Genomic DNA, 18,764 nt, shown 5'->3' on the forward strand with positions numbered 1-18,764 from the left:
AGCGTATCTCTTTTATCGGTTATATTACTATATTTGCGATCGAGAGAAAAGAGATGGATAGATTAAGAAAATATCTGAGGATATTACTCCCTGCGCTGTTCATAGCCTATTTGGGATGTATTATTGCGTTTACCCACGTTCATATTGTCAACGGGGTAACAATCGTCCATTCTCACCCGTATCATAAAACGGACGATGGTCGTCCGGACCATGAACATGGCTACGCCGAGTTTCAGTTGCTTCATCAGTTATCTGTCTTGCAGATAACAGGTGCGGCTTTCGTCGCTATTCTGCTGGCGGCTTTTTATTCCTTTATTCGTAACTTATCTTTCGCTCCGGTCTATCCGGACTATATCGTTCCCTTCCGGGGAAGACGTACGCTTCGGGCTCCTCCCATATTCTGATATTGTGAGATTAATAACATTGTATTACTTATCAGAATAAATTAAAATGAATAAATTTTTCATCTTTATACTATGCCTGTGCTGTGCCCTAACGGTAGCTCAGGCCACGGGAGAGGACCGTCTAAACGACTCAGACGCAAATGTTTTCGGACATGTATTGGATAAGAAAACAGGGGAACATCTTCCCTTTATCAACGTATTGTTAAAAGGTACCACGATCGGTACGACCACCGATAACTCGGGACATTATTTCCTGAAGAATCTGCCGGAAGGTAAATTTACGCTAGAATATAAAGCGCTCGGGTATAAGACTATCTCTAAAGAAGTGACCCTAAAGAAAGGAAAAACCTTAGAGATTAATGTAGAACTGGAAGAAGACCAGATCGCCTTGGATGGCGTGGTGGTATCTGCGAATCGTGCGGAAACTTCCCGCCGGTTGGCTCCCACATTAGTGAATGTATTGGATGCGAAGGTTTTTACTACGACCAATGCGGTGAATTTGGCACAGGGACTAAATTTCCAACCGGGTGTACGGGTAGAGACGAATTGCCAGAATTGCGGTTTCCAGCAAGTCCGGATCAATGGATTAGACGGACCTTATACCCAAATACTGATTGATTCACGTCCCATATTCAGCGCTTTATCCGGCGTATATGGGCTTGAGCAAATACCGGCGAATATGATCGAGCGGGTAGAGGTGATGCGAGGAGGGGGATCGGCACTGTTCGGCTCGTCCGCTATCGCCGGGACAATTAATATCATCACGAAGGAGCCCTTGAGAAATTCCGGGGAATTGTCGCATACGTTAACCTCGATCGGTGGGACATCCGCTTTCGATAATAATACGACCCTAAATGCCTCTTTGGTATCGGAAAATGGGAAAGCGGGCTTATATCTTTTTGGCCAGAACCGTCATCGTTCCGGTTTTGATCAGGATGGAGATGGTTTTACGGAGTTGCCTAAATTGAAGAATCAAACGGTTGGTTTCCGTTCGTACCTGAAAACGAGTACTTATAGTAAATTGACATTCGAGTATCATCATATGAATGAATACCGCAGGGGAGGAAATCTGTTGGATCGTCCGCCTCATGAAGCGGATATCGCCGAACAGTTGGAGCATTCGATTGATGGAGGAGGTCTGAAATTCGATCTTTTCTCCAAGGATTACAAACATAAATGGAGTGTTTTCACTTCTGCCCAGAATACAGACCGGGATAGTTATTACGGGACGAACCAAGATCCGAACGCTTACGGCAAGACTACGGACCTGACGGTTATGGCCGGTACGCAATATGCTTATAGTTTTGATAAATTCTTGTTTATGCCATCGGATTTGACTGCCGGTTTGGAGTATAGTTTCGATCATTTGAAAGACGAGATGATCGGGTATAATCGCTTTACGAATCAGAAGGTGCATATCGAGAGCGCGTTTTTGCAGAATGAGTGGAAAAATAAGCGATGGAGCTTCTTGATTGGAGGTCGTTTGGATAAACATAATATGATGGATCATGTAATATTCAGCCCTCGTGCGAATATCCGTTTTAACCCGACGGAAGATATCAATATCCGGGCTAGTTATTCCAGTGGTTTCCGTGCCCCGCAAGCGTTCGATGAGGATATGCATATCTCGGCGGTCGGCGGAGAGGTCGCTATGATCCAGCGTGCGAAAGATTTATCCGAGGAGAAATCGCAGAGCTTGAGTGCTTCGGTCGATTTTTACCATCGTTTTAAGAATGGTATCCAGTTGAACTTCTTGGTGGAAGGTTTTTACACCAGCTTAAGTGATGTGTTTGTCTTGGAAGATATTGGGAAAGATGAGCAAGGCAATCTGATTAAGGAACGTCGTAACGGTTCCGGGGCGAAAGTGATGGGATTAACCTTGGAAGGAAAGTCGGTGTTAACTTCATGGCTATCTTTGCAAGCGGGCGCTACTTTCCAGCGAAGCCGTTATAAAGAGGCCGAGAAATGGAGCGATGACGAGAATGTGCCAGCCGAGACAAAGATGTTCCGTACGCCGGATATCTATGGTTATTTTACGGCTACCCTTACGCCTTTCAAACGTTTCACGGCTTCCCTGTCGGGAACCTATACGGGAAGTATGTTGGTGCAGCATTTGGCGGGATATATACCTTTGGATAAGGCGGTGGAGACTCCGGATTTTTTTGATATGAATATCAAGCTTGCGTATGAGTTCCCGCTTTACAAAGAGCTGAAACTAGAAGTAAATGGGGGCGTGCAGAATCTGTTCAACGCTTACCAATCCGACTTTGACCAAGGTAAGAACCGGGATTCCTCCTATATCTATGGCCCGGCTAGCCCGAGAAGTTATTTTGCCGGTGTAAAGATGAGCTTTTAATCATGTAATGCCCTTTGAAAAAACATGTACGTGTTTCGTGAAAAACATGTACGTGTTTCCGAAAAAAGACGTACGTGTTTTTTTGAAGGCAAAATAAACAAAAAGACAGTGTTCCCAAGCGTATGATCGCCCTACGGAAACACTGTCTTTTTTATGGGATAAATCGGGATGTTTTATTTAACGAACGGAGCGGCTTGCAAATAGGCGGCGCTCTTCTCTACGCCCTCGAACTGGGTACGGCCTTTTTTGTCACCTTCCAGTTCCACGTAGTAGCCGAGGATACCGATCTCGTACGCTTTTTTGAATATATTCGGGAAATTCATCATACCGGAATCACCGATGATCCAACGATCCTTGATGTGCAATAACTTAAAACGATTCGGATAATTCTCCATCCATTCCACGGGATCTTGCTGCCCCATAACGGCCCAATATACATCCAACTCGAACATAACCTTATCCGGATCGGTATTTTTTAGGAATAACTCCTCGATATAAGTACCTTTAGGAGGTGCCCACGGATTCGGGTTCTGTTCCGGTTTCTCGCCGGCTTTCAATACCCGTTTGAACTCATTGCTATGATTATGGTAACCCCATAGGATTCCGGCTTTCTTCGTGATCTCTCCGGCACGGTTGAAGATCTCCGATACTACTTTGGCGTCATCCTCGTTTTCGATACGGGGTAAACTCGGTTGTACCATACAACTAACACCTAGCTCGGCATGGATATCGGTTGCCTTTTTCCAGAACTCGTCGAATTTGGGCATATTCTCTTTCGTGTACTCACGAAGAGAAGGGGTCAGGTGTGAGCTACTGATTCTCAAACCGGCATCATCCACCATTTTCTTATAATCCTTGGAGGCGATGAATGTCGTATTTTTAGGATTATAATCACCGAATTTACCAGTGTCTTCCCTATATCCGAAAATCTCCAGATCGGTATATCCCGCTTTTGCCAATCGGTTCAATCCGTTAGGCATATCTTGCAGTAACTCCTGTCCGAGCGAATAGGTTTGCAATCCCATCTTTTTCCCGGCGGTTGCCGAGGATATCGCATCCGTGGCGGGTATGGATCTGGTGGGATTTGAAGCCATTACTTTTTGGCTGGCTATGCCCCCTAAAGTAAGTAATGAAATGTTTCTCAAAAATGTTCTTCTGTCTGTCATGGTGATAAAGAATTAAAATTAAACATCTGTTTCTCGCAAATATAGTTAACCTTTTTGAAGTTTATTAAGAAAATGTCTCTCAAAAACTTGCGATTGGGTTTAAATAGATTTAAAATTTGACATAACTCAATTTTACGAACTTACTCCATACATCCAATTACCTGAATAAGGGGATTGTTTGGTATACCTCCGTGGATTTTTAATGTGATTTTACCCATTCTTAGGTATTGTGGGGCTGTAGTCTCTGATCGTAACTTTGCAACGTTTTAAATAACATAATTGATTAAATGATGATGAAGAAAATCAGAGGGCTTTTCCTCTCCTTTTTACTGTTGCTTATTTCCATCTCGGCTTTTTCTCAACATAAAACAATGATATCGGGTAAAGTCCTGTCCACGGAAAAAACAACCGTGGATTTCGCTACCGTTTATCTAAAAGGTACGAATTACGGCGGGACTACGAATGAGGAAGGTATCTATCATCTTCAAGCTCCCGCGGGAGAATATACATTAGTAGTATCGGCTATCGGATATAAGACGGTAGAGAAACCCGTGAAACTGATGCGTGGGGAACGGACGAAGATGAATGTGGTAATCAGCCCTCAAGCTACGGAGTTGGATGAGGTGGTTGTCGTTTCTAATGGCGTGACCCGGCTCAAGCGTTCTGCGTTCAATGCCGTGGCCCTCGATACGAAAGCCTTGCAAAATTCAACCCAGAACTTGAGTGAAGCCTTGGCTCAAGCGCCCGGAATGAAGATCCGGGAGTCCGGCGGTGTCGGCTCGGATATGCAACTGATGATGGATGGATTTACCGGCAAGCATATCAAGATCTTTATCGATGGGGTTCCGCAAGAAGGTGTCGGCAGTTCTTTCGGACTGAATAACATTCCGGTGAATTATGCCGAGCGTATAGAGGTCTATAAGGGTGTGGTACCGGTGGGTTTCGGAACAGACGCTATCGGAGGTGTTATCAATATCATCACCAAGAAGAACCGGAACAAATGGTTTTTGGATGCTTCTTATTCATACGGGTCTTTCAATACGCATAAATCTTATGTGAACTTCGGACAAACTTTCCGGAGCGGACTCACGTATGAGATCAACGTTTTCCAGAATTATTCGGATAATAATTACTATGTGGATACTCCGGTGAAGGACTTTACGACCGGAGCGATCAATAAGAAAAAGATCGAGCATGTGAAGCGTTTTCATGATACGTATCATAACGAGGCCGTTATCGGGAAAATCGGTTTCGTGGATAAGAAATGGGCGGATCGTTTGATGTTCGGGTTTACCTATTCACATATGTATAAAGATATACAGACGGGCGTACGCCAAGAAGTGGTGTTTGGCGGCAAATATCGGAAGGGATACTCGATCATGCCGTCGTTGGACTATCGCAAGCGTGATTTCTTCGTTAGGGGCTTGGATGTGGTATTGACGGCGAATTATAATAAGAACATGACGAACAATGTAGATACCTCTTCCTATGAATATAATTGGCGTGGCGAGATGCGTCCTCTCCGGATGCCCGGTGAGCAATCTTATCAGAACACCCGGTCGGATAATAATAACTGGAACGGAACCTTAACAGCTAACTACCGTATCGGTAAGGCGCATACGTTCACGTTCAATCACGTGATCAACGCGTTCCGGCGTTCGAATCAGTCTCTTTTGAACGAGGACTCGGAAGCGAACGCTATCCCGAAGGAAACCCGTAAAAATATCAGCGGTCTTTCGTATCGCTTGATGCCGACGGAACATTGGAACTTGTCTGTGTTCGGTAAATATTACAACCAGTTTATTGCGGGGCCTGTCGCTACTTCCTCGGCTCAAGATGACTATATACGTACGACCAATTCGGTAAGCGCGATGGGATATGGGGCTGCGGGAACTTACTTTATCTTGAAAAGCTTGCAAGCGAAATTGTCCTATGAGAAAGCCTATCGCCTGCCGACCAATGAGGAGATGTTTGGCGATGAGGACCTTGAGACCGGCGATATTTCCTTGAAACCGGAGAACAGCGATAACGTGAATCTGAATTTAAGCTACAACGAGACATTCGGTAAGCATTCCGTATATGTGGAAGGCGGATTGATCTACCGAAATACGAAAGATTATATCCAACGGAATATATCGGATTTGAGCGGCGGTAAATATGGCGCTACCTATGTGAATCATGGTCGTGTAGAGACCAAGGGTTACAATATCTCGGTTCGCTACGGTTTCGCTAACTGGGTAAGCGTAGGAGGAAACTTTACGCAGATGAATGTGAGGGATAACGTGAAGACGGTTACCAGCGGGACGAACCAAGAGAGCTTGACATATGGCGCACGTATGCCGAATCTTCCTTATCAGTTTGCCAACTCGGATGTGACTTTCTATTGGCGTAATTTGTGGAAGAAAGGCAATACGCTAAGTGTCACTTACGATAATTTATATATGCATAGTTTCCCGCTGTATTCGGAGGCAGTAGGCAGTGAATCCGAATTTGTGGTACCAACTCAATTCTCGCATAACCTGACACTCTCTTATGGTATACAGAACGGGCGTTACAATATCTCTTTCGAGTGCAGGAATCTCACGAACGAGAAATTATACGATAACTTCAGCTTGCAGAAGGCTGGCAGGGCTTTCTATGGTAAGGTGAGGGTTTATTTCGGTAATTAATTTAAAGTGTGACTATCTTTTATTTATCAATAATTAATTCAAAACATAATAGATTAAAACAACATGAAGAAGAATTATTTAATGACAGGTCTTGCCGCCGCGTTATTGGTTGGGGGAGTATTTACTTCTTGTAGTGACGACGATCCTGTAAACCCGGATAACGGAGGCAACGGGAATGGAAATGGCGGAGGATCGACCTCGGAGGCGGTTTCGAGCTATGTAGTCGCCGCTTCTGTCGGTGACGCAAATTACTTGTTGACAGCCGATACGCTGGGTGATGGCTCTATCTCCGCTAAAAACAACGGACTCACTACGGAAAGCGGTACGCAATGGATCTTCTATAAGGATAAATATTTGTATCGTTTGGTTTACAATCAAGGAAATGCCGGTGTTACTTCTTCATACGTACTGAATGCGGAAGGTAAGATTAAAGAGCGTGATAATACTTACGAGATCAAGCGATTTACTTCTTATGGTATCTATGGCGACTATATCATTACATCTTCTACCGGTGATCTGGGTGAGGAATATGCGGACGAGAATGGTTATCTGCCTAAAGGCTTCTTGCTCTCTTATCTGGATGTGGCCAAAGAGACGTTTACGACAAACACGAATACGATCTTGTCGGAGAATTATTTGGGAAATGGCGAGTTCGTTACGTTAGCGGGTATTCTCCAAGCGAACGGTCGGATCTATTCTGCGGCTATCCCGATGGGATTGAGTAAGTACGGCGTGAAAGCGGAGGGAGGTAAATATGTTAAATACCCGGAGCTGGTAAAGACAGAATCCGGAGGAAGCGGTAGTGGCGCTTACGAAAAAGGGGAATTGCAATGGACGCAATATCCGAACGAGGCTTGGGTCGCTATTTATGCGAACGAGAAATTCGAGAACCCGAAACTGATAAAGACGGATAAGATCAGTTATGCTTGCGGACGTAACCGTTCTCAATACTACCAGACCATTTGGACGGCAGACAACGGCGATGTGTATGTGTTCTCGCCCAGCTATGCCAAGACGATGACCGCGGAGGTACAGAAAACGACTTTGCCGGCCGGTGTAGTTCGTATTAAGGCTAATGCGGAGGAGTTTGATCCTGATTATTATTGTAATTTGGAGGCACAGACGGGTGGTAAGGCATTCTTGCGTTGTTGGCATATCACGGAAGATTATTTCTTGTTGTTGATGTATGATCGTCCGTTGACTGAATCCGGATTCGCCGCGAAAGAGTTGGCTATTTATAAAGGAGAGGATAAGAGTCTTACTTACGTGAAGGGGCTGCCTTCCACGGATGTTATTTCCGGATTTGGCAATACTCCGTTCTCGGAGGATGGTATCGCTTATATGGCGGTTACGACTACCGATGGAAGTCAACCTGCCGTGTATCGTATCGATCCGAAGACAGCTACCGCAACAAAAGGTCTTACCGTTGAGGCAGAGCAAATCAGTGGTGTAGGTAAATTGACTGCCGCTCAAGAGTAATAAGCAAGTATGAGTCGGACTCACATTCTTTTAATATTCCTCCTGCTCCCGCTAACCCTGCGGAGCCAGGAGGATATTTGTATAGGAAAGGAACTGGTTTTGTACTCTACCGTATTGCAAGAAGACCGGAGTTATTGGATACACCTGCCGGAGCATTATAATATGGATACGAAACAACGCTATCCGGTTGTTTACCTGCTAGATGGAGATTCTTTCTTTCATTCGCTGGTAGGCATAAGGAAAACGTTGGCATCCGGTAGAGGTAAATATCTACCTCCCTGTATTATTGTCGGGGTATTAAATACGGATCGGACACGTGATTTTACGCCTACCGCTTCAGCCGCCGGACGGGATGGTAAAATCTCCATAGATGCGATTCCGCAAGGAGGGGGAAGTGAGGCTTTCAGTAAGTTTCTTACGGAAGAACTTCGCCCTGCTATCGATAGTGCCTATCGCACGAACGGCTGGAATATGCTTATCGGTCATTCGTATGCGGGGCTTTTCACCTTGAATACGTTTCTTCGTCATACGGAATTATTTGATACCTATCTAGCGGTCGACCCTAGTTTGTGGTGGGATCAGGGGCGGTTGGTCCGGGAGGCGGAGGCTTTGGTTGCAGGCCGGAATTTTAAAGGGAAAAGCCTGTATATCGGTGTCGCGTCTAAAAAAAGGACGGACCGGGTGGACATTCATCTTGACAAAGTGAGTTATCTTCTTTCGGAGGTTTTGCCACAAGCGGAGAACCTGCGTTTCTTTAGTAAATCATTTCCCGGCGAGAACCATGGAACGGTAGCGGTTCCGGGTATATATGACGGGATTAAACAATTATTCGGAAAATGAGAAAATTCTTTGCGAAAGTACATTTATGGCTATCGATACCTTTTGGCATTATTATTGCGATTGTCTGCCTGACCGGGGCGATTCTCGTCTTTGAGACAGAGATATTAGAATTAGGCTACCCTTCCCGTTATTTTGTAAAGGAAGTAAAAGGGGAACCTCTCTCGCCTGCCGCCTTGATAGAATCGGCGCGCCAACAATTACCCGATTCGGTTCGAATAAACGGTATTCGGGTATCGTCTGACCCGAGACGAACTTATCAACTGATATTACCGGGGAAAAAGGCCGCGGGTTTTATTGATCCCTACACCGGGGAGGTGACCGGGATGGATGACGGACAAGGTTTTTTCCTGAAAATGATGCGTCTTCATCGTTGGTTACTTGATGAGTATAAACGGGATGGAAGTTTTTCTTGGGGAAAATCAATAGTTGGCTATGCGACTTTGGTCTTGGCGATTATTATTATAAGTGGAATCGTAATTTGGTATCCCCGTAATAAAAAAGTATTGAGAAACCGGTTGAAAGTAAAGACCAAGGCTGGTTGGTTCCGTTTCTTCTATGATTTACATGTCTCCGGGGGATTCTATGCGGCATTGCTCCTGCTTATCTTAGCGTTAACCGGATTAACATGGTCGTTTGGTTGGTATCGAAATGCCTTTTATAGTGTCTTCGGTATTAGTGCAAACCCGCCTCAAGCGCATCATGCTCCAGCTTCTTCCGGCGCGAAGAAACCCGCGAAGAAAAAGACGGATTACACACAATGGGCTGAGGTGTTATCGGCATTGAAAAGCCATTATCCGGACTTTAACTCAATCACGATCCAAGATGGCTCCGCTACGGTTTCTACGGCCCGTTATGGGAATACAAGAGGAAGCGACCGTTACTCCTTTGATCCTGCTACGGGTGAGATTACGGAAGTCCAATTATATAAAGATCTCCCAAAATCGGGGAAGATAAGAGGATGGATTTATTCCGTACACGTCGGCTCGTGGGGGGGAATGACTACCCGTATATTGACTTGCTTAGTTTCCTTGTTGGGGACGATCTTCGCGATAACCGGCTATTATTTTTGGATAAAGAAACAATTCAGGAAACTGAGATGAAAAGAAAGAGGTATGTTTGACCCACATACCTCTTCATAAATCTAAACCAATCAAGTTGAATACGCAAACGTTGTAATATTAAGGTTAAACAGTTATGTATGTAAAAGTGTGCGTCTATTCAATTCCTTCTTTCCTTATAGATGCCAACCACTGGTCGATCCGCCCTTCTGTTTGATCGTCTTCATTCATTTCATCCAGAGGAAGTCCGACGAACATACCGTTTATGCAGGCGGTGGAACTGTCAAATGAATATCCCGAGGCATCTACAGCGCCGATGAACTTGCAACCTGTATTTCGCAGGTCGGAATAGATCGTACCGATGGCGTCACAGAAAGTGTCGCTAAAAGAGGCTGAGTCTCCGCAACCGAATAATGCGACGGTTTTCTCACTTAAGTCCAGCTTTTTCAGCTTCCCTAGATAACTATCCCAATCATCTTGCAAATCTCCGGCGCCCCAAGTGGAACAGCCCAATAACAAGATTTCATAAGGCGCTACATCAGCGGGAGAAGCGTTAGATACGTCATGAATATCTTTGTCTTCCACACCCAGCTTCTCTGCGATACGTTTCGCAATCCCTTCCGTCGTTCCTGTAGACGAGCCGTAGAATATTCCTATAGTCTTCATTTCTATTTGTTTTTATAGTTTAATAACGAAGACAAATATCCGATATCTTATTAGTCTCGGCAATACCTACAAATATGTATTTTGAGGGTTGCGAATACCCACGAATGGCCAGCGATGGTTGAGGGAATAAAGGTTTTGATAAAATTGTGTATATTTTGAATTGTTTTTTTATAAATTTGCCATCGTATTGGTTCGCCTACCCTATTCAGGTACGGCGATTAAAAGGGAATCAGGTGAGAAACCTGGACAGTCCCGCTGCTGTAAGCTCCAAAAAAGCTTTAGACATCAACTCATTGCCACTGTTTCCGGAAGGAACGGGAAGGAAGTTCTAAAGTGGAGTAAGTCAGAAGACCTGCCAATGCCGGATAACCGCCGCAATTTTACGCTACCGGGGTTTAGCGTATGATTCAAATATGGAATACAGAGAACATTGCTCTAAAGAGGTAATTTTGATAGGGTAAGTTATGCCGTAGTTCGTGGGGAACTATGGGTAATTTATTTTGTGTTAACCTGTTAAAGCCATGTCTTTTTATATCATTCAGTGTATTTGTTTTTTGGAGTTTTACATTAATATTATGCTTATGAGAAAGTTTTTATCTTTTTTCTTTGTAATGGCTTTTTACGTAGTTGGAGCCTATGCGCAAGTATTGGTCCAAGGTCAACCGCATCCTTCCGCAAGGAATATCTCAACAAAGCAGGAGTCTCAGTTAAGAGCTGATGCCAGTTTTACTTTCGATGACATCCAATATTGGGTTGGTAACGGTAGCAATAAAGCCGCTTTAGTGATTGAATGGCATGATGGGAATCGCCCGGATGCCATGGTTTGGGGATATCGCTGGGATGGCGAGGCAACCGGACATGATATGATCGTGGCGATTGCTCAAGCAGATCCTCGATTGGTATTGCTCACCCAATACACTGGCTGGATGGGATATACGATCGATGGAATCGGGTATGGTGAAAGTAGACTTAATATTTCTTATGATCTAGAGGGAGCGAAGTCTGAGCCTAAAAATGCGTTTAAATTTGAACCTCCTATCACAAATCCGCTGTTGGGGCAAACTTCTCATCCAGAGCATCCGGCAGAGGATGTTGCGGCCGCCATTCGGCAAGGGGTTCAAACAGGAGTTATTTATCACCCGATAAATGCGGAAAGATATGGATATCCATCTTATGACTATGACTATTGGAGTTGTAGCAATGGCATTCATTGGCAAGCCGGTTGGTATTATGGCTATTGGAGTTATTTTGTGAGAAGTAGCCAAACCTCTAATTTTAGCTATTCTGGTTTAGGTGCGACAAGCCGTGTATTGACGGATGGTTGTTGGGATGCGTGGAGCTGGAATGGAAATATGAATACATCAGAAGGAACTCAGCCCGGGGATGTCTTTGTCGCTGCGACAATACCCTCTGGAGGTGGAGGGGATGAACCCGAGATCCCGGTGATACACGTAACATCCATTTCTCTCAATAAGTCTTCTTTGCGTTTACAAGCAGGAGCAAACGCAACCCTTGTAGCTAGTATCTCTCCTGTAAACGCTGATAATAAGCAGGTTATTTGGAGTAGTTCCGATACAGGCATAGCAACCGTAGAAAATGGGGTCGTAACAGGTGTCAAGCCCGGTGTGGTGAAAATAACAGCCCAATCGGTAGATGGCGGATATACCGCTGTTTGCGAGGTAACGATAACGGAAGTTGTTATTCCGGAAATAGATTTCAATGGTCTTGATGCTGTTTTAACTTTTCCGAAAGTAGAGGAAGCCACCTCTTATGAAGTTCGTGTTTATAGAAATGAGGATAGTGGTCATAAAAGAATCGCTACTTATGTAATCGATGCCGAAGGTAATATAATCACAGAATTAAGAGCGGTGAGCTTACAAGGCTCTTCTGGGAAAATTTTGGTTCCATTGAAAAATTTAGACATAGACGGTGTTTATACGATAGAGATACAGGTGCTGAATGGGTTGGATATAATAGATACCTATACAGTAGAAAAAATATCGAATCCAGTAAGTAATGAATATTTATCCGCAAGTGGTAGTCGGGTAATTTATCAAAATGGGACATTGTCTTTGGAGCATTTGGATGGATATCATTTTTATTTAATGACAATGGAAGGAAAAATATTGAGAACCTTTATAACTCGAGTTCCCCACGAACTTTATCCTATATCGCTTCCCTCCGGGAATTATCTGTTGACAGGAGAAAAGGATGGAGACCGGAAGGTCTTTAAATTCCGTATTAATTAATAATTAAATTCATTTACATGAAAAGAACACTTTACTTAAGTATGGTTTGCTTACTATCGGCCTTTTCGGCTGTGGGGCAAACCGGTTTGCGGGGGCTGAATCCGATAGAGAAGCAGAAACTGCAAATGCCTGAACTTCCGGCTTCGCAAAGCCGAGTCACGCTACTACGTTCAAGTGAAAACGTAGATTATACACAGGGAGTCTTTATTTTGAACGAGGACTGGTTTGGTCATAACAACAGTACTATTAATTTTATGACTTCTTCTGGTGATTTTGCTTATAGGATTTTCCAGACAGCAAACCCTGGTAAAGAATTAGGTTGTACATCTCAGTTTGGTACTATTTTTGGAGATAATATGTTTATTACTTCTAAACAGCCAAAGGATGGTGGAGCCAGTATTGAAGGAGGTCGCCTGAATGTGGTGGATGCCAAGACAATGAAAGTGAAAGCTCAATTTACGGATATAGGCGGAGGCGATGGGCGTGCTTTTTTAGGCGTGAATGACTCTGTTGGCTATATTGGCGCTTCAAACGGTATTTTTTTGTTTGATATAAAGAACTTGACGGTTGGAGACCAATTGAAAGGTGCCTCAAATTCCGGGGGACTTTATAATGGTCAAGTAGGAATGATGGTCCGGACAAAAACATATGTGTTTGCGGTTCAGCAAAGTAAAGGCGTTTTAGTGATAGATCCTCTAAAACATGAGATTATCAAATTGATAGAAGGAAGTTTCAGCACTTTGACACAAAGTAAGGATGGCAGTGTTTGGGTAGGTGCTGGATCACGCCTGTTATGTATTGATCCGGAGACTTTGGAAGAAACTTATCTATCATTACCCGATGGCTTGACTATACCGGATTCATGGTATGCTTGGACTGCGGGTGTTCTTTGTGCAAGTACGCAAGAAAATGCTATTTATTGGACAAAGGGAGGTGGTTTTAGCAGTGGTAATGAGATTTATCGTTATGAGATCGGTAATCCTTCTTCTATGGATAAACCGTTTTATACCATTCCGGAGAAGGGACGCGTATTGTATGTGGGTGCCGGTTTACGTGTAAGTCCAGATGACAAATTGTATATTTCCGCTTTTGAGAATTTTGGCTCTATAAACTATTGGCAATATGTTGTAGATGCTAAAACTGGCCGTCAATTAGGGTGTTATCCGCTAGAACCCAGCTATTGGTTCCCTGCCATGCATATCTTCCCTGATAATGAGGCTCCGGTTGTTAAAGATTTTACTTCGATAGAGGCTGGTATTAATGATGCGCCTATAACTGTATCTTTAAAAGATATGGCTACGGATAAAGACAATATAGCTGAAGCTATCTATAAATCCGTTAAATCAGTATCGAATGAGAGTCTGTTATCTGCATCTATTTTAGGTGATAATCTGACTCTAACATTGAAGCCGGATCAAACAGGAGAAGCTACCGTCTCCGTTAATTTCGATTCGAATGGAAAGATTGTCACAAAGGATTTGAAAGTGACGGTGAAAGGAAAAGCCGTTTATTTAGATAAGCATGAGTTATCTCAGAATGTGGGTGAAAAATCCACATTAAAGGTGACTGTTCCCGAAGGTGTTTCTGCCGTATGGACTTCTTCGAACAGCAATGTGGCGAGTGTGGTAAATGGAGAAATAACCGCTGTTGCTCAAGGTTCTGCCAAAATTATCGTGTCAGCAGGTAATGAGAAGGACACTTGTCTTGTAAATGTTTCTCTTTCAGTCCAAAGTTTGACTTTAGATGTCGAGAGTGATACGACCCGTGTACAGCGTGATGGTACACTCCAGTTAAAAGTTAAATTACATCCTGAAGGAGCGGTTCTACCTGAATTGCTTTGGAACTCCTCGAACACAAAGGTCGCTCATGTGAATAATAAGGGATTGGTTACGGCTTTTGCGGATGGACTAGCTGTTATTAAGGTTATGAGTGCAGATTCATCCAAAATGGATAGCTGTGTTATCAAGGTTCTAGCCAATATTCAATCCGTGAGTTTACCGGAATCAATATCCCTAAATACGAATTCGAATGGAAAGCAACATACTTATACATTGAAACCTACGTTTATACCTGCTAAGCCTACAAATACGGTTGTTAGTTGGAAATCTTCGAATGAGGATATTGTCACGGTTTCAGAGAAAGGCTTAATTACGGCTATTAAAGCAGGTGAAGCTACCATTACGGTGACTACGGAGGATGGATCGAAAACTGCGGAATGTAAAGTGAATTGTGTACAATGGCCGGATGCGGTTAAATTGGATTTGACATTTGTTTCTATGAAACCGGGTAACACGCAGCAATTGACGATAACGACAACACCAGATTCGATAGGTGCCGTACCAATGAAGTATGTTTCTGATACGCCGGATGTTGTTACGGTTGATAAGAATGGTGTATTGACCGCAAAAAAATATGGTGAGGCAATCATTACGGTGTCTCCGTTAAGTGGTGCGGATGTAAAAGCGACTTGTAAAGTTGCGGTTGAGATTCCTGTAACGAGCATCCAATTGGATAAAGATACGATTTGCCAGAAACCGAACACTTTCGCTCAATTGACCGCAACTATTAATCCGGGGGATGCTACATTCCAAGAACTGACATGGAAGTCTACCAGTATGAGCCCCGTGCGCGTGTCTAGCGATGGCAAGGTTTCTTTCGTTCGTCCGGGTAAATCAAATGTCGTCGTTACTTCAAAATACGGAGGAATAACCGATACTTGCGTAATAATCGTTGATTCAATCCATGTGGAATCTTTTGAATTAAAACAGCATGAGATGACAATCGATATCTCGAAGTCTGGTCGCTTAGAATGGATTTATGCGCCTGATGACGCATCTCAGACAATGCCCGATATAACGGCCGCTGATGAAGATATATTATATATTTATTATGATGGACGTATTCGTGGAGAAAAGGCGGGCTCTACTTGGGTCTATGCGAATATGGAAAATGGCAAGTTTGTCGATTCTTGTTTAGTCCATGTCGTATGTGATATAGATACTGTAACGTTGAATAAGAATCAAGCTACGATAGAACTAGGTCGTACGATAACGTTAACTCCGACAGTTAAAGTAAAACCAACCGTAGAGAATCCGGAAGAAGTGGATCAAACAGTTTATTGGAAAAGTGATAATAAGGAGATCGCTACCGTTGTGGACGGTGTAGTGACCGCTATTTCAGGAGGTTCTACTCGCATTTGGGTATATACGAATTACGGAGATATTCCTGCCTATTGTGATGTCACGGTAGTTCCGGTTACGGAGGCTCCTTCCTCTTCAGTTACAGGGGTTTCTTTAAATGCTTCTTCTTTGTCTTTAGATAAGGGCGAGACGGCTGTTTTAGCTGCGATTGTCACTCCTTCAAATGCGGAAAATAAATCCGTGTCATGGAGTAGCTCGGATATTACTGTTGCTTCTGTAGCCGACGATGGTACGGTTACCGCCGGAATTGCCGGTGTCGTTACGATAACCGTAACAACGGATGACGGTGGTTATACGGCCACTTGCGAGGTTACGGTAACCGACCCAGACTTGGATAAACCTGTGGTTGAGGCCGCTGATTCCACGGCTACGCTGACCTTCCCGAAAGTGCCAGAGGCTACCTTCTATGAGGTCTCCGTATACAAATATGTGAATGAGGTTCCCGTATTGTTTGGTGTTTACACGATGGATGCGGACGGGAATATCCTCACCAGCTTGCGAAGCGATCTGCGTTTAGGTACTCCGGATAAGATCGCTATATCCTTGCGGGATTTGGATGAAGATTCTGATTATATCGTGAAAATTACGGCTGTTAAAGAGAAAGACGGAAAGAAAGAGGTGGTAGGCACATTCTATAGTGAACCGTTCTCTACCTCTTCCGGGACGGTCAGCAATGAGACGATAGGTGCGGGTGAGGCCCGTATCTATTATTACGCCGGCTATCTGCATTTGAATAATCTGGAAGGCTATCGTTGCTATATCGTAGGATTCAACGGTACGGTATTGGATGCTTTTGAGGTGACCGATTTGAATGAGAGCCGTTTGATGAGTTTTTCCAAAGGATCTTATATCATCACTGCCATCAATGGCAATGATCGGATAACGAGGAAGTTCGTAATCAAGTAATATCGAAACAAGGTGAAGGAGAGTCAAAAGGCTCTCCTTCCTATCGTTATAACAATGTGATATGAATGACATTTTAAATTAATTAGCTTATGAGAAAATTTTGTTGTTTATTTCTATCTTAGTACCCCGTTATTGAGCAATTTTAAGCATGAAAAGATTCATAGTTCCCGCATTGCCGGACGAAACCTCTGAGGAAGAGGATGTTTACGAGCTAACGCATATCGATCACTTGTTTATAAGAGACCGGATCGAGATTCCGGGATTCAGTAATTACGAGACGTTAAAATGTGACTTTCATACCCATACGGTATTCTCCGACGGCTTGGTATGGCCCGATGCCCGGATATATGAGGCTTGGCAGGAGGGATTGGATGCGATAGCGATTACTGACCATATCGAGCACCGGATCAACAAGGTTATTTTGAAAGGAGATTTAAACGAATCTTACAAAATCGCTAAAAAAGCTGCTGACGACATGGACTTTATCGTGATTCCCGGAGCGGAAATAACACGTTCCAAGCCCTTGGGACACCTAAACGCCTTGTTTGTACAAGATGTCAATCTTATGGAGAAAGAAAATCCTGTGGAATCTATTGCCGAGGCAAAAAGGCAAGGGGCATTTATTGTGTGGAATCATCCCGGCTGGCCGAATCATAAGGCCACTTTATATCCCATACATGAAAAACTGATTCAAGAGAACATGATCGATGGTATAGAAGTCATGTCTTACAAGGACTTTTACCCGATTGCATTAGAATGGTGTTCCGGTTTTAAGAAAGCGTTTATGGCAAGTAGCGACGCTCATTGTGTTCTTTCCGGGATATACAGGAAAGGACTACGTCCCCTGACGCTGGTATTCTCGGAAGAAAGAAGTGAGAAAAGGATACGGGAGGCATTGTTCGCCGGTCGTACGGCCGCGTTATTCGATGGGAAAATCGCGGGAGAAGAAAAATACTTGGCCCCATTGGTCAAGGCCTGTATCCGGGTTAAGCGAATGAGGAATACGTGTTTGGAGGTAACCAATATATCTGATATTCCTTTCATTATATATTGCGAAAACAATTTATACCTGCTCCCGGAAAGAAAAACGATTATAATGATGAATCCTAAGGAAAATAGTTGGATAATGAAAAACTGTTTTATCGGCAGGAATAAGAACCTATCGATTTATTTCGATGATTTTTCGGTATGAGTCAATTTTCATCCAGCTCAGAGACCGGGCCCTAATGCGGCATATTACGTCTCTACAACTAGATATAAATTTCTCGGAAGGGCTAAACTTTTCGATCCGTAATTTCTCTAGTGCTTCCGACAATCCTCTGGCGGTAGCACGCTCATCGATCTCCCCTGTTTTCATCCGAACTGATCATGTGGGTATCTATATTAAATCGGATTACTATTGATAGTAACCGCATTTTTTATGGATAGTAGTCGGTATTTCCCTCGTCCTTATTTTTTAATTTATACAATATGCAGTATAGTCAAAAAAAAGCATTTAATAATATTGTGTATATTTTGAATTGTTTTTTATAAATTTGCTGCCGTATTGGTTCGCCTACTTTATTCAGGGTACGGCGATTAAAAGGGAATCAGGTGAGAAACCTGGACAGTCCCGCTGCTGTAAGCTCCAAAAAAGCTTTAGACATCAACTCATTGCCACTGTTTCCGGAAGGAACGGGAAGGAAGTTCTAAAGTGGAGTAAGTCAGAAGACCTGCCAATGCCGGATAACCGCCGCGATTTTACGCTACCGGGGTTTAGCGTAGGATTCAA

At 43.6% G+C, this 18,764-nt stretch carries 11 protein-coding genes and 2 riboswitches; of the genes, 9 read left to right on the forward strand and 2 right to left on the reverse strand.

The annotated features are described in order from the left end of the window. The first annotated feature begins 53 nt into the window (after positions 1-53). On the forward strand, positions 54-404 hold the full coding sequence (locus tag DWX84_RS08120) for a hypothetical protein (RefSeq protein WP_005867403.1): 351 nt from the start codon (positions 54-56) through the stop codon (positions 402-404). A 46-nt stretch (positions 405-450) separates the two neighbouring features. Further along, positions 451-2,760: a TonB-dependent receptor gene (locus DWX84_RS08125; protein ID WP_008772879.1), complete on the forward strand. Its 2,310-nt coding sequence runs from the start codon at positions 451-453 to the stop codon at positions 2,758-2,760. A 173-nt stretch (positions 2,761-2,933) separates the two neighbouring features. Here the strand turns inward: DWX84_RS08125 and DWX84_RS08130 are convergent, their stop codons facing one another. Beyond that, positions 2,934-3,926 carry a sugar phosphate isomerase/epimerase gene (locus DWX84_RS08130; protein WP_005859698.1) on the reverse strand — a complete coding sequence of 331 codons (993 nt, stop codon included), beginning with the start codon at positions 3,924-3,926 and terminating at the stop codon, positions 2,934-2,936. Positions 3,927-4,213: 287 nt separating this feature from the next. On the opposite strand from DWX84_RS08130, the gene DWX84_RS08135 reads away from it, so the two are divergent. The 4 genes from DWX84_RS08135 to DWX84_RS08150 all read left to right on the forward strand — a co-directional run bounded on the left by DWX84_RS08135 (position 4,214) and on the right by DWX84_RS08150 (position 10,014). Then, positions 4,214-6,595: a TonB-dependent receptor gene (locus tag DWX84_RS08135; protein WP_083434092.1), complete on the forward strand. Its 2,382-nt coding sequence runs from the start codon at positions 4,214-4,216 to the stop codon at positions 6,593-6,595. A gap of 63 nt (positions 6,596-6,658) precedes the next feature. Then, positions 6,659-8,074, forward strand: coding sequence for a DUF4374 domain-containing protein (locus tag DWX84_RS08140; protein WP_044545610.1), 1,416 nt, complete (start codon positions 6,659-6,661; stop codon positions 8,072-8,074). A 9-nt stretch (positions 8,075-8,083) separates the two neighbouring features. Next, entirely contained in the window at positions 8,084-8,914 is an 831-nt protein-coding gene (locus tag DWX84_RS08145; RefSeq protein WP_048927096.1) for an alpha/beta hydrolase, read from the forward strand. Continuing rightward, positions 8,911-10,014, forward strand: a complete 1,104-nt coding sequence (locus tag DWX84_RS08150; RefSeq protein WP_048927097.1) for a PepSY domain-containing protein — start codon at positions 8,911-8,913, stop codon at positions 10,012-10,014. Before DWX84_RS08145 ends, DWX84_RS08150 begins: the two co-directional genes overlap by 4 nt. A 114-nt stretch (positions 10,015-10,128) precedes the next feature. Here the strand turns inward: DWX84_RS08150 and fldA are convergent, their stop codons facing one another. Next, positions 10,129-10,638, reverse strand: coding sequence for a flavodoxin FldA (gene fldA / locus DWX84_RS08155; RefSeq protein ID WP_005859688.1), 510 nt, complete (start codon positions 10,636-10,638; stop codon positions 10,129-10,131). A gap of 171 nt (positions 10,639-10,809) precedes the next feature. Next, positions 10,810-11,013, forward strand: a riboswitch (cobalamin riboswitch). Positions 11,014-11,219: 206 nt separating this feature from the next. Between fldA and DWX84_RS08160 the strand changes: the two genes are divergently transcribed. From DWX84_RS08160 to DWX84_RS08170, 3 genes are all read left to right on the forward strand, one after another. Beyond that, positions 11,220-12,887 (forward strand): Ig-like domain-containing protein, encoded by a 1,668-nt coding sequence (locus tag DWX84_RS08160; RefSeq protein ID WP_229058951.1) that lies wholly within the window; start codon positions 11,220-11,222, stop codon positions 12,885-12,887. Positions 12,888-12,904: 17 nt separating this feature from the next. Then, positions 12,905-16,993 (forward strand): DUF5074 domain-containing protein, encoded by a 4,089-nt coding sequence (locus tag DWX84_RS08165; RefSeq protein ID WP_009016830.1) that lies wholly within the window; start codon positions 12,905-12,907, stop codon positions 16,991-16,993. Between the two features lie 148 nt (positions 16,994-17,141). Beyond that, positions 17,142-18,185 carry a PHP domain-containing protein gene (locus tag DWX84_RS08170; protein ID WP_009016831.1) on the forward strand — a complete coding sequence of 348 codons (1,044 nt, stop codon included), beginning with the start codon at positions 17,142-17,144 and terminating at the stop codon, positions 18,183-18,185. A gap of 338 nt (positions 18,186-18,523) precedes the next feature. Further along, positions 18,524-18,728: riboswitch (cobalamin riboswitch) on the forward strand. Positions 18,729-18,764: the final 36 nt, after the last annotated feature.

This window comes from Parabacteroides sp. AF21-43 (genome assembly GCF_003635435.1).
GTDB classification, from domain to species: Bacteria; Bacteroidota; Bacteroidia; order Bacteroidales; family Tannerellaceae; genus Parabacteroides; species Parabacteroides distasonis.